General features: G+C 65.5%; 9 protein-coding genes and 1 pseudogene. 9 read left to right on the top strand and 1 reads right to left on the bottom strand.

Translation table 11 applies throughout. The features are described 5' to 3' along the window. Window positions 1–11: 11 nt before the first annotated feature. Window positions 12–905 (top strand): annotated as a pseudogene (locus tag UB43_RS29185) (1-aminocyclopropane-1-carboxylate deaminase/D-cysteine desulfhydrase); the annotation flags it as partial. Window positions 906–911: 6 nt separating this feature from the next. Here UB43_RS29185 and UB43_RS13860 read toward each other — a convergent pair. Continuing rightward, on the bottom strand, window positions 912–1,850 hold the full coding sequence (locus UB43_RS13860; RefSeq protein ID WP_045211845.1) for a DUF1853 family protein: 939 nt from the start codon (window positions 1,848–1,850) through the stop codon (window positions 912–914). 112 nt (window positions 1,851–1,962) lie between these two features. Between UB43_RS13860 and UB43_RS13855 the strand changes: the two genes are divergently transcribed. The 8 genes from UB43_RS13855 (at window position 1,963) to UB43_RS13820 (ending at window position 12,707) form a co-directional block, all read left to right on the top strand. Then, window positions 1,963–2,850: an NAD(+) kinase gene (locus tag UB43_RS13855; protein WP_017519352.1), complete on the top strand. Its 888-nt coding sequence runs from the start codon at window positions 1,963–1,965 to the stop codon at window positions 2,848–2,850. After that, a complete protein-coding gene (locus UB43_RS13850) occupies window positions 2,850–3,830 on the top strand; it encodes a metallophosphoesterase (protein ID WP_045211842.1) in 981 nt (326 codons plus the stop codon). Before UB43_RS13855 ends, UB43_RS13850 begins: the two co-directional genes overlap by 1 nt. Next, the gene (locus UB43_RS13845) at window positions 3,827–4,693 is read left to right on the top strand and encodes a rhomboid family intramembrane serine protease (protein ID WP_045211840.1); all 867 of its coding nucleotides are present in this window, start codon (window positions 3,827–3,829) and stop codon (window positions 4,691–4,693) included. The genes UB43_RS13850 and UB43_RS13845 overlap by 4 nt, the downstream gene beginning before the upstream one ends. 209 nt (window positions 4,694–4,902) lie before the next feature. Then, complete coding sequence (locus UB43_RS13840; protein ID WP_045211838.1) at window positions 4,903–5,163, top strand: YeaC family protein; 261 nt, start codon at window positions 4,903–4,905, stop codon at window positions 5,161–5,163. Continuing rightward, window positions 5,163–5,990 carry a DUF2797 domain-containing protein gene (locus UB43_RS13835; RefSeq protein ID WP_045211836.1) on the top strand — a complete coding sequence of 276 codons (828 nt, stop codon included), beginning with the start codon at window positions 5,163–5,165 and terminating at the stop codon, window positions 5,988–5,990. The genes UB43_RS13840 and UB43_RS13835 overlap by 1 nt, the downstream gene beginning before the upstream one ends. Before the next feature lie 149 nt (window positions 5,991–6,139). Continuing rightward, window positions 6,140–8,812 (top strand): aminopeptidase N, encoded by a 2,673-nt coding sequence (gene pepN, locus UB43_RS13830; protein ID WP_045211834.1) that lies wholly within the window; start codon window positions 6,140–6,142, stop codon window positions 8,810–8,812. Window positions 8,813–9,297: 485 nt separating this feature from the next. Beyond that, window positions 9,298–11,265, top strand: a complete 1,968-nt coding sequence (locus tag UB43_RS13825) for a DUF1302 domain-containing protein (RefSeq protein WP_045211832.1) — start codon at window positions 9,298–9,300, stop codon at window positions 11,263–11,265. Between the two features lie 74 nt (window positions 11,266–11,339). Beyond that, window positions 11,340–12,707 carry a DUF1329 domain-containing protein gene (locus UB43_RS13820; protein ID WP_045211829.1) on the top strand — a complete coding sequence of 456 codons (1,368 nt, stop codon included), beginning with the start codon at window positions 11,340–11,342 and terminating at the stop codon, window positions 12,705–12,707. Window positions 12,708–12,763 lie beyond the last annotated feature (56 nt).

Here is a 12,763-nt window from a genome sequence, read left to right as displayed (position 1 = left end):
CCGAAGTCCCCCTGCAACGCGTCCACCTGGATTGGCTCGACCGCGCCGGCGTCGAGCTGGCGTTGTTGCGTCTGGACGAGACGGACTCCCTGGTCTCCGGCAACAAGTGGTTCAAACTTGCACCCTACCTCCAGCAGGCCGCCGACCTCGGCTTGAGCGGCGTGATGACCCTGGGCGGCGCCCATTCCAATCACCTGCATGCGGTCGCGGCGGCCGGCGCGCGCTTCGGCTTCGAGACCGTCGGGTTGCTGCGCGGGGAAGCGCAGGAAAACCCGACCGTGGCCGACTTGCGTGAACTCGGCATGCAGCTCCATTGGCTGGGCTACGGCGGCTATCGGCGCCGCAATGAGCCGGATTTCTGGGCGCCCTGGCGCGAGCGCTACCCGCAGTTGCTGGCGGTGGGCGAGGGCGGCGGCGGACTTCCCGGTGCGCAAGGCTGCTCACCGTTGATTGCGCAGATTCACGGGCAGCTCGGCGTTCTCGGTTGGAACGACTATCACCAGCTCTGGGTGGCCTGCGGCACCGGCACGACCCTGGCCGGCCTTGTGCTGGGCGAGCGTGGCGCACATCCGGTGGTCGGTGCCCTGGCGGTGCCGCCAGGGCACGGCGTCGAAACCCAGGTGCCCGAGCTGTTAAGGGCGGGTGGTACAAGCGATACCGGATACCGTCTGCTGGATGCCAGCCGTGGCGGCTTCGCGCGGATCGACGCGACACTGGCGCGTTTCATCCTCGCGACCGAAGCCGCGTGCGGCGTGCCGCTGGAGCCGCTGTACACCGGCAAGCTGCTGCTGGCGTTGCACGATGAAATCGCAGCCGGGCGTATCGCATGCGGCGCACGAATCGTCGCGATCCACAGCGGCGGTCTGCAGGGGCGGCGAGCGTTGGATGAGAAATTGAAGACCCTGGCGGCTTCAGCGCGAGTAACCGCTGTGCACCCTTGGCCAGCGGTCGCCCACCAGGAACAGACGCTCCTGCTCCCGCCAGCGCCCTTCGTGGAACTCCATGCGCACCAGCATCTGCGGGAAACCATCTTCCGGCAGTTCTGCCAGCCAGGTGGCGAAGCGCTCCGTGCTCCAGCTTTCATCTTCGGCGGCCGGGGATAGCCAGCCCTTGCGGGACAAGGCCTGCCAGCCGTGTGGTTGTTGTGCCTGGTAGGCGGGCCAGGAGCGCCGGTGCAGCCAGCGACCTCGCTGGTGGTTTTCGCTGGCCCCCGCGGGCGGCGGGCAGGGCGTGGGCCAGGAGTAGAACAGGTAGCCGCCGAGCCAGAGGCCGGGTGACGGCTCGGCGTCGCTGTGCTCGCGCACCACGGCCAGCCCCTCTGCGGTGGAGGAGAGCGGCAGCTGGTGCTGGTAGAAGTGCCCGATCTTGCGCAGCAGATGGTCTTCGGCGCCCGGCCCGAGCCAGGAATCGGGGCCGTCGTCGCTGGGGCCGAGGTAGAGCTTGATGGCCAGCTCCAGGTGATGCAGGCCGTCGTCGTCCTCCAGCAGCAGGTCCAGCTCGCCGAGGGTCTGGCCGTTGTCGCGCACCGGCAGGTTGGCCGCCAGCAGGCGCAGGTCCGGCGCGCGCTCCAGGGCGTATTGCCAGAGGCGTTCGTAGTAGCGGCCCAGGCGCTGGTGGGGCGCGGACTCGAGCTGTGCCAGCAGTTCGTCCGGCGAGCATTCCTGGGCGCGCAGCCAGTCGGCCAGCAGCGCGGGCTGCGAATACCAGCGACTGGCGCTGAGCGGATGGCGCAGCGCCGGGCTGCCGGGTTGCAGCAGGGGTGGGGAGAGCAATGTCCAGGCGAGGTCGCGGACCTGCGGCTGGCGCAGGTCGATCAGCAGCTCGTCGAGCAGGGCGGTGAAGTCGGTCATGTCCCAAGCCTAGCCGCTACACCGTCGCTCCGGCCACGCTGCGGTTTGCCGCTGCTTCCGCCTTTCGCCCATAATTCCGCCATTCGAGTAGCGCAACGCCGTCCGGAGTCCCATGGAACCCTTTCGCAATATCGGCATCATCGGCCGCCTGGGCAGCACCCAGGTCCTGGAAACCATCCGTCGGCTGAAGAAATTCCTCACCGAGCGCCACCTGCACGTGATCCTCGAGGACACCATTGCCGAGGTCCTGCCGGGCCATGGCCTGCAGACGTGCTCGCGGAAGATCATGGGCGAGATCTGCGACCTGGTGATCGTGGTCGGCGGCGACGGCAGCATGCTCGGCGCCGCGCGCGCCCTGGCGCGTCACAAGGTGCCAGTGCTGGGGATCAACCGCGGCAGCCTGGGCTTCCTCACCGATATCCGCCCTGACGAACTGGAAACCAAGGTCGCCGAAGTGCTCGGCGGCCAGTACATCGTCGAGAGCCGCTTCCTGCTCGACGCCCTGGTGCGCCGGCATGGCGAATCCATCGGCCAGGGCGACGCGCTGAACGACGTGGTGCTGCACCCCGGCAAGTCCACGCGGATGATCGAGTTCGAGCTGTACATCGACGGCCAGTTCGTCTGCAGCCAGAAGGCCGACGGCCTGATCGTCGCCACCCCGACCGGCTCCACCGCCTACGCGCTGTCCGCCGGCGGGCCGATCATGCATCCCAAGCTGGATGCCATCGTGGTGGTGCCGATGTACCCGCACATGCTCTCCAGCCGACCTATCGTGGTCGACGGCAACAGCGAGCTGAAGATCGTCGTCTCGCCGAACATGCAGATCTACCCGCAGGTGTCCTGTGACGGCCAGAACCACTTCACCTGCGCGCCGGGCGATACCGTCACGGTCAGCAAGAAGCCGCAGAAGCTGCGCCTGATCCACCCCATCGACCACAACTACTACGAGGTCTGCCGGACCAAGCTGGGCTGGGGCAGCCGCCTCGGGAGCAGCGAGTGATGGAACTCGACCCCGCACGCGGCTATGACCTGATCGGCGACATCCACGGCTGCGCGCACACCCTCGACCACCTGCTGGAGCGCCTCGGCTACCGGCAGCAGGGCGGCGTCTGGCGCCATGCGCGGCGCCAGGCGCTGTTCCTGGGCGACCTCATCGACCGTGGCCCGCGCATCCGCGAGGCGCTGCACCGGGTGCACGACATGGTCGCCGCCGGCGAGGCGCTGTGCATCATGGGCAACCACGAATTCAACGCCCTCGGCTGGTCCACCCCCGCCGCGCCAGGCAGCGGCCGGCACTACGTGCGCGAGCACACGCCGCGCCACGCCCGGCTGATCCGCGAGACGCTGGAGCAGTTCGAAGGCCACCCGGCGGACTGGCGCGACTTCCTCGGCTGGTTCCAGGAGATGCCGCTGTTCCTCGATGCCGGTCGCTTCCGCATGGTGCACGCCTGCTGGGACCACGACGTGATCGACGCGCTGCGCCGGCAGTTCCCTGGCGGGCGCATCGACGAAGCCTTCCTCATGGCCACTGCCGAGCCGGGCAGTTTTGCCCAGCAGGCCTGCGACCGGCTGCTGCGCGGCACCGACATGCGCCTGCCCAACGGCCTGACGCTGACCGGCAGCGACGGTTTCACCCGTGCTTTCTTCCGCACCAAGTTCTGGGAGGAGGACCGCGCGCCCGAAACCTATGGCGACATCGTGTTCCAGCCCGACGCGTTGCCCGACGAAGTGGCCAGCGAGCGTCTGAGCGAGGAGCAGAAGTCGCGCCTGCTGACCTATGGCGCCGACGAACCGCTGCTGTTCGTCGGCCACTACTGGCGGCGTGGCATCCCGGCGCCGATCCGCCCGAACCTCGCCTGCCTGGACTACAGCGCGGTGATGTACGGCAAGCTCGCGGCCTACCGGCTGGACGAGGAAACGCGGCTGGACCGCAACAAGTTCGTGTGGGTGGACGTCAAGCGTCCGGAGGGCGATGAGTGAGCGCAATTGAAGCGATGCGGCTGCCGGCGGCGGTCGATCTGGGGCAGTTCGTCACCCTGCTGCAGCGGCTGAACGTGCCGTTCCGGGTCAGCGAAGAGTCCGGCGAGCAGGTGCTCTGGGTGCCCAATGCGCAACTGGCCGAGCAGGTCCGCACGCTCTATGAGCGTTATCCGCAGGGCGATCCGCAGTTCGCCGTGCAGGCCGAGACCCAGCGCCGCGGCCCGGGTTTCGTCCAGCAACTGAAGATGAGTCGGATGACCGCGGCAGTGCTGCTGGTGACGTTCGTGGTGGCCGCCATCACCCTGCTCGGTACCTCGCCGGAGACGCTGCGCTGGTTCACCTTCCAGAATTTCCAGATGGTCGGCGAGGATCGCGCGCTGTTCTATCCGCTGTCCGACTCGCTGGCGCAGGGACAGTGGTGGCGCCTGTTCACGCCCATGCTGATTCACTTCGGCTGGCTGCACCTGGCAATGAACGCCATGTGGTACTGGGAGCTGGGCCGGCGCATCGAGTACCGCCAGGGGCCGTGGCTGTTGCTGGGGCTGAGCCTGGGCTTCGGCCTGATCTCCAACGTCGTGCAGTACGGCGTCAGTGGCCCGAGCCTGTTCGGCGGCCTGTCCGGCGTGCTTTACGGTCTGCTCGGCCACTGCTGGATCTTCCAGCGCATGGCGCCGACGCCGGCCTACAACCTGCCCAAGGGCGTGGTGGCGATGATGCTGATCTGGCTGCTGGTCTGCCTGTCGGGCGTGATCGACCTGCTCGGCTTCGGCTCCATCGCCAACGGCGCCCATGTCGGCGGGCTGGTGGCGGGTTGCCTCAGCGGCCTGATCGGCGGGCTGCTGGCGCGGCGTCGCATGGCCTGACCCTGACCCTGACCCTGACCCTGACCCTGACCCTGTAGGAGCGAGCTTGCTCGCGAACAATCTCGCCGGACGCTGCGGAGTTAGGCGGTTCGCGAGCAAGCTCGCTCCTACATGAATGCGGCCGGGCAACCGATTGACCGACGTTCGTGCGCCCAGGCGCACAGCCCGGTAGAATGCCCGCTTCGTTTTTCCCCAGCAGGAGCCGGCCCATGTCGTCCTTCGCCGAAATGATCGAGAACATCACCCCCGAAATCTACGAGAGCCTCAAGCTGGCCGTGGAAATCGGCAAATGGCCGGATGGCCGCAAGCTGTCCCAGGAGCAGAAGGAGCTGTCGCTGCAGGCCATGATCGCCTGGGAGATGGACAACCTGCCCGAGGACCAGCGCACCGGCTACATGGGCCCGCAGGCCTGCGAATCCCACGCCGAGCCGATCCCGAACATCCTCTTCTCCTCCAATTCTCTGCACTGATGCAGGAGATTGGACGCGGCGCCCTGGACAAGATGTCGGCGCGCCTGGAAAGCCCCGTGCAGTACGCCTTCCGCTTGGGCGATTCGCAGGTTCCGGTGAACCCACTGATCGGCAAGACGGTGCGCCTGGAGTACCTGGGCGAGATCAACTGCTGCCACTGCGGGCGCAAGACCAAGAAGAGCTTCGCCCAGGGCTACTGCTACCCGTGCTTCACCAAGCTGGCGCAATGCGACAGCTGCATCATGAGCCCGGAGAAGTGCCACTACGAGGATGGTTCCTGCCGCGAGCCGGAGTGGGGCGAGCGTTTCTGCATGACCGATCACGTGGTCTACCTGGCCAACTCCTCGGGAGCCAAGGTGGGCATCACCCGCGCCACCCAGGTGCCGACGCGCTGGATCGACCAGGGCGCGCGCCAGGCGCTGCCGATCATGCGCGTGGCGACCCGCCAGCAGTCCGGCTTCGTCGAGGACCTGCTGCGCAGCCAGGTCACCGACCGCACCAACTGGCGCGCGCTGCTCAAGGGCGAGGCCGAGCCGCTGGACCTGGTGGCCATCCGCGAGCAGATCTTCGACGCCTGCGCCGAGGGCATCGTCGCCCTGCAGCAGCGCTTTGGCCTGCAGGCGATCCAGCCGGTGATCGACATGCAGCCCATCGAGATCCGCTATCCGGTAGAGGCCTACCTGGCCAAGATCACCAGCTTCGATCTGGACAAGACGCCGGTGGTCGAGGGTACCCTGCAGGGTATCAAGGGCCAGTACCTGATCTTCGATACCGGCGTGATCAACGTGCGCAAGTTCACCGCGTACCAGCTGGCCATCAGCGCCTGATCGACACCGCATTGAATTTCCGGTTCGTGGCACGCATCTAGGGATAGATGCGTGCGCGACTCGCCCGCTTCGCTCTAGCTCGCTAGAGTCAGTACCAGATTCCTCCGGCCGGCCCACCGCGCCGGCCGCCTGCCAAGGGGCCAAAAGCCATGCGTACCGAGCAACCGAAAGTCATCTACCTCAAGGATTATCAGGCGCCCGAGTACCTGATCGACGAGACCAACCTGACCTTCGAGCTGTACGAGGACCACACCCTGGTCCACGCCCAGCTGGTGATGCGCCGCAACCCGGATCGTGCGGCCGGCGCTCCGGGCGACGGCCTGCCGCCCCTGGTGCTCGACGGCCAGCAGCTGGAGCTGCTCTCTGTCGCGCTGGATGATCGCGCCCTGGAGGCCGGCGACTATCAGCTCGACGAGAACCACCTGACCCTGCAGCCGACGGCGACGACCTTCACCGTCGACAGCACCGTGCGCATCCACCCGGAAAGCAACACCGCGCTGGAAGGCCTGTACAAGTCCGGCAAGATGTTCTGCACCCAGTGCGAGGCCGAAGGCTTCCGCAAGATCACCTACTACCTTGACCGCCCGGACGTGATGAGCAGCTTCACCACCACGCTGTCGGCCGAGCAACACCAGTACCCGGTGCTCCTCTCCAACGGCAACCCGGTGGCTAGCGGCTCGGAAGAGGGCGGTCGGCACTGGGCGACCTGGCAGGACCCGTTCAAGAAGCCGGCCTACCTGTTCGCCCTGGTCGCCGGTGACCTCTGGTGCGTGGAAGACCAGTTCACCACCCTGAGCGAACGCGAAGTCACCCTGCGCATCTATGTCGAGCCGGAGAACATCGACAAGTGCCAGCACGCCATGGACAGCCTGAAGAACTCCATGCGCTGGGACGAGAAGGTCTACGGTCGCGAGTACGACCTGGACATCTTCATGATCGTCGCGGTCAACGATTTCAACATGGGCGCCATGGAGAACAAGGGCCTCAACATCTTCAACTCCAGCTGCGTGCTGGCGAAGGCCGAGACCGCCACCGACGCTGCGCACCAGCGCGTCGAAGGCGTGGTCGCCCACGAGTACTTCCACAACTGGTCGGGCAACCGCGTGACCTGCCGCGACTGGTTCCAGCTGTCGCTCAAGGAAGGCTTCACCGTGTTCCGCGACAGTGAGTTCTCCGCCGACATGAACTCGCGCACCGTCAAGCGCGTCGAGGACGTGGCCTTCCTGCGCACCAACCAGTTCGCCGAGGACGCCGGCCCGATGGCGCACCCGGTGCGCCCGGATTCCTTCATCGAGATTTCCAACTTCTACACCCTGACCGTCTACGAGAAGGGTTCGGAAGTGGTGCGCATGATCCACACCCTGCTGGGCGCCGACGGCTTCCGCAAGGGCACCGACCTGTACTTCGAGCGCCATGACGGCCAGGCCGTGACCTGCGACGATTTCATCAAGGCCATGGAAGACGCCAACGGCGTCGACCTCACCCAGTTCAAGCGCTGGTACAGCCAGTCCGGTACTCCGCGCCTGGCGGTGGAGGAGAGCTATGACGCCGCCGCGCAGAGCTACACCCTGACCTTCCGCCAGAGCTGCCCGGCGACGCCGGGGCAGAGCGAAAAGCTGCCCTTCGTCATCCCGGTGCAGATGGGCCTGATCGACAAGCTGGGCAACGCCCTGTCGCTGCGCCTCAAGGGCGAAGAGCACGCCCACGGCAGCGACCGTGTGCTGCAGGTGACCGAAGCCGAGCAGTCCTTCACCTTCGTAGGCCTGGCGGAGAAACCGCTGCCGTCGTTGCTGCGTGGCTTCTCCGCGCCGGTGAAGCTGAGCTTCCCCTACGACCGCGACCAGCTGATGTTCCTCATGCAGTTTGACGAGGACGGCTTCAATCGCTGGGAAGCCGGCCAGCAGTTGTCCGTGCAGGTCCTGCAGGATCTGATCGGCCAGCACCAGCGTGGTGAGAAGCTCGTCCTGGATGAGCGCCTGATCACCGCCTTCCGCACCCTGCTGCTGGACACCGGCCTGGACCAGGCCATGGTCGCCGAGATGCTCTCGCTGCCCAGCGAGGCCTACCTCACCGAGATCAGCGAAGTGGCTGATGTCGAGGCGATCCACGCGGCCCGCGAGTTCGCCCGCCAGCAGATCGGCGCGGCGCTGCACGAACAGCTGTGGGAGCGTTACCAGGCCAACCGCAAGCAATCCCGCGACACCGCCTACGTTGCCGAGGCCTCGCACATTGCCCGTCGCAGCCTGCAGAACATCGCGCTGTCCTACCTGATCCAGAGTGGCAAGGCCGAAGTGCTCGCTGCCTGCCAGGAGCAGTACAAGGATTGCGACAACATGACCGAGCGCCTGACCGCGCTCGCGGTGCTGGTCAACTCTTCCTTCGAGAAGGAGAAGGCCGAGGCGCTGGCGATGTTCGCCGACTACTTCAAGGACGACCCGCTGGTGATGGACCAGTGGTTCAGCGTCCAGGCCGGTTGCACCCTGCCGGGTGGGCTGGAGCGTGTGCAGGAGCTGATGAAGCATTCGGCCTTCACCCTGAAGAACCCGAACAAGATCCGCGCGCTGATCGGCGCCTTCGCCAACCAGAACGCGGTGAACTTCCACCGCGCGGACGGCGCCGGCTACCGCTTCCTCGCGGACCAGATCATCACCCTCAACGCACTCAACCCGCAGATCGCCTCGCGCCTGCTGACGCCGCTGACCCGCTGGCGCAAGTACGCGCCGGCACGCCAGGCGCTGATGAAGGCCGAGCTGGAGCGCATCCTGGCGTCCGGCGAGCTTTCCAGCGATGTCTACGAAGTGGTCAGCAAGAGCCTCGCGTAACACGCCCGCCGCGCCCCGTCCCAGGGGCGCAATGCACGGTCGAAAAGGTGTTACCAACTTTTGTTGGTAACACCTTTTTGTTACCTATCGAAATTAATCGATATCATTCTTATCGCTTTGTGATATTGGGCGAAAAACGCCGATGTGTCTGCGTCGCACCTTCAGGGGCCGATTGCGCCATCCGGGGTGGTGAATGGCGCAATCGGCCCCTTGATTTGATCAGTGAACGACCAGTCACAAAAAGTAGCGCGCAGATTCTTTATTTTTTGTAAGCAGAATCGGAGACATCGGTGCTGTTGGCACTGGGGTTGCACCGACGGACCCCGCTTAGCCTTTGCCCGTCCATTGGGACGGGAGGCGTGTCGAGCACCTTGGGGGAATTTCCTTCAGATCGACGACAACAAGGCCGTGGAATAACGGCTGACAAGGCGTACCGCGCACTGGCGGCGCCGCCAAAGAATGATCAGTCCATGGAGTGAGTCCTAATGGAAATCCCAGTTCGCAAGCCTGTCTTGCGTTATGCGCCTGCTCGTGCCGGTTTCGCCCTGGCCGGCATCCTGCCCCTGCTGATGTCTGCCCAGGCAACGGCGGTCGAGTTCAGCTTCCTCGATAACGAAGTCACCGGCTCGCTGGACAGCACCGTGTCCTACGGCGCCCTGTGGCGCGTACAAGGCCAGGACAAGACCAACAACGACATCAACGGCAACGACGGCAACCGCAACTTCGACACTGGCCTGGTTTCCGAGGTGTACAAGATCACTTCCGACCTGGAAGCGACCTACAAGAACTACGGCCTGTTCGTGCGTGGCTCGGCTTTCTATGACACCCAGATCATGGACAAGCGCAACGACTACTACGACAACAACCATCCGGCGCAGCCGAGCCAGACCTACCCCAACAGCGACCGCTTCACCAGCGAGACCCGCGACGCCGCCGGCAACCGCGCCGAGATCCTCGATGCCTACGTCTACGGCAACTGGGACGTGGCCGATCACCCGCTGACCGCGCGCCTGGGCCGCCAGGTGTTCAACTGGGGCGAGGGCATCTTCTACCGCGGTGGCGTCAACACCACCAACCCGGTGGACGCCGCCAAGTTCCGCCTGCCGGGCTCTGAGCTGAAGGAAGTGCTGATGCCGGTTGAAGCCGCGAGCTTCAACATCGGCCTGACCGACAACCTGTCGATGGACGCCTTCTACCAGTGGAACTGGAAAGAGACCCGCATCGACCCGGTCGGCACCTTCTTCTCCGAGACCGACCTGTTCGCCGATGGCGGCAACACCGCCTACACCACCGTGGGCGCGCTCTCCAACCCGCTGTTCCAGAGCCTCTACCCGCAGCTGTCCGCAGCCCATGTGGGCGGCCTGCAGGGTACCCAGTACCTGGACTCCAACGGCGTGTTCAAGGTCGCCAACGTTGGCAAGGACATCAACGCCAAGAACGATGGTCAGTTCGGTGTGGCCTTCCACTATGTGGCCGAGGAACTGAACTCCACCGAGTTCGGCTTCTACTTCGTCAACTACCACTCCAAAGAGCCGACCATCTACGCCGACCTGAACAGCAGCTACGCGGGCGTGGATCTCGATCAGCTCGCCGGCGTCGGTGGCTTCACCTCCTACGACCAGCTGGTGAGCGCTGCGGGCAGCGGCAACGCCCTGGCCGGCCAGGTGCTGAGCCTGGTCAACGGCGCGACCTCCGTGGACGTCGCCAACCAGGTCAACGCCCGCCGCGAGTACGTCGAGAACATCCGCATGTACGGCTTCAGCTTCAACACCACCGTGGGCGACGCCTCGGTGTTCGGTGAGCTGGCCTACCGCCCGAACTTGCCGATCGGCATCGCCACCACCAACGACCTGCTCGGCGACCTGCTGGTCCAGGCTCCGGCGCTGGCCAGCGGCAAGACCGTGAACATCGGTGGCGGTGACGTCTCGATTCGCGACCAGATCCACAACTACGAGCGCGTCGAGGCCTTCAACACCTCGTTGGGCACCATCTACAACTTCGGCCCGTCGCTGTCCTTCGACTCGCTGATGGGTGTGGCGGAACTGGCCTCCGAACACCTGCGCGGCAGCGACCTGCAGTACACCGCGTACGACGGCAGCACCCGCTACTACTCCGGCCGTGGCAACGGCGCCTACATCTCCGGCTACGACCGCGACGATCAGGTGAACAAGAACGCCTACGGCTACACCCTGCTGCTGTCGGGCACCTGGAACGACGTCTTCGCTGGCGTGAACATCTCGCCCTACGCCGTCTACAAGGACGACTTCGAAGGCAACTCCTACCAGACCGGCAACTTCATCGAAGGCCGCAAGGCCTACACCCTGGGCGTCAAGGCAACCTACCTGAACGCCCTCGAAGCCGAGCTGCAATACACCGAGTTCTACGGCGCCGGGCAGAACAACGCCGCACGCGACCGCGACAACGTGGGCTTCAACGTCAAGTACTCGTTCTGACGAAAACAGATCCTATGAAAGCCGCGCGGCGGGGTTCAGAAGTACCCGCCGCGCACACCTCACGGAGAAGCAACATGCGCAACATGCGTACCCTGGTCGGCGCCGCAGTGGCCCTGGCCCTGTCGGCCGGCAGCGTCCTGGCAGCGGTTTCCCCGCAGGACGCGGCCAAGCTGCAGTCGAACCTGACCCCGCTGGGCGCGGAAAAGGCCGGCAACGCCGCCGGCACCATCCCGGCCTGGACCGGTGGCATCACCCAGGCGCCGGCCGGCTACAAGCCGGGCCAGCACCACATCGACCCGTTCGCCGCCGACAAGCCGCTGTACACCATCACCAAGGCGAACCTGGACCAGTACAAGGCCAACCTGACCCCCGGCACCCTGGCGCTGTTCGCCACCTACCCGGACACCTTCCAGATGCCGGTGTACCCGAGCCGCCGCAGTGGTTCGGCGCCGCAGTGGGTGTATGACAACACCCTGAAGAACGCCACCAGCGCCAAGCTGGCCGAGGGCGGCAACGGCTTCGTCGATGCCTTCGGCGGCATTCCATTCCCGATCCCGCAGAGCGGCGTGGAAGCGGTGTGGAACCACATCGCCCGCTACCGCGGTACCTACGTCGTGCGTCGCGCCTCCGAAGTGGCCGTGCAGCGCAACGGCGACTACTCGCTGGTGACCTCGCAACAGGAAGCGCTGTTCAAGTACTACATCCAGGGCAAGAGCTTCGCCGACCTGAACAACCTGCTGTTCTACTACCTGTCGTTCACCAAGAGCCCGGCTCGCCTGGCCGGTGGTGCCGCACTGGTCCACGAGACCCTCGACCAGGTGAAGGAACCGCGTCAGGCCTGGGGCTACAACGCCGGCCAGCGCCGCGTGCGCCGCGCGCCGAACCTGGCCTACGACACCCCGATCGCCGCCGCCGACGGCCTGCGTACCGCCGACGACACCGACATGTTCAACGGCTCGCCGGACCGCTACGACTGGAAGCTGATCGGCAAGAAGGAAATGTACATCCCGTACAACAACTACAAGGTTTCCAGCCCTGAGGTTAAGTACAAGGATCTGCTGACCCCCAACCACCTGAACCCGAAATACACCCGCTACGAACTGCACCGCGTGTGGGTCGTCGAAGGCACCCTGAAGCCGGGCTCGCGCCACATCTACTCCAAGCGCGTGCTGTTCCTGGACGAAGACAGCTGGGGCGCCGCCGAAGTCGACCAGTACGACGGTCGCGGTGAGCTGTGGCGTGTATCGCTGGCCTATCTGAAGAACTACTACGAGCTGCCTACCACCTGGACCGCTCTGGATACCTTCCACGACCTGCAGGCCCGTCGCTACCACGTGCAGAACCTGGACAACGAAGAGCCGAGCACCATCGACTTCGGCCAGGCCGTGCCGGACGACTCCTACTTCAGCCCGTCCGCCCTGCGTCGCCGCGGCACCCGCTGAGTTCGTCGAAGCGAGCAGGGGCGCCGGCGGCCCGTTGTAGGAGCGCGCCATGCGCG

Source organism: Pseudomonas sp. 21 (assembly GCF_000955805.1).
Classification (GTDB): Bacteria; Pseudomonadota; Gammaproteobacteria; order Pseudomonadales; family Pseudomonadaceae; genus Pseudomonas.
The sequence above is the reverse complement of the archived record's forward strand: the minus strand, read 5'-3'. Positions and strand labels throughout refer to the sequence as shown.

Coding starts and splice junctions, on each gene's coding strand:
- UB43_RS13860 (WP_045211845.1), bottom strand. CDS start 1,850: ATGACCGACTTCACCGCCCTGCTCGACGAGCTGCTGATCGACCTGCGC.
- UB43_RS13855 (WP_017519352.1), top strand. CDS start 1,963: ATGGAACCCTTTCGCAATATCGGCATCATCGGCCGCCTGGGCAGCACC.
- UB43_RS13850 (WP_045211842.1), top strand. CDS start 2,850: ATGGAACTCGACCCCGCACGCGGCTATGACCTGATCGGCGACATCCAC.
- UB43_RS13840 (WP_045211838.1), top strand. CDS start 4,903: ATGTCGTCCTTCGCCGAAATGATCGAGAACATCACCCCCGAAATCTAC.
- UB43_RS13835 (WP_045211836.1), top strand. CDS start 5,163: ATGCAGGAGATTGGACGCGGCGCCCTGGACAAGATGTCGGCGCGCCTG.
- pepN (WP_045211834.1), top strand. CDS start 6,140: ATGCGTACCGAGCAACCGAAAGTCATCTACCTCAAGGATTATCAGGCG.
- UB43_RS13825 (WP_045211832.1), top strand. CDS start 9,298: ATGGAAATCCCAGTTCGCAAGCCTGTCTTGCGTTATGCGCCTGCTCGT.
- UB43_RS13820 (WP_045211829.1), top strand. CDS start 11,340: ATGCGCAACATGCGTACCCTGGTCGGCGCCGCAGTGGCCCTGGCCCTG.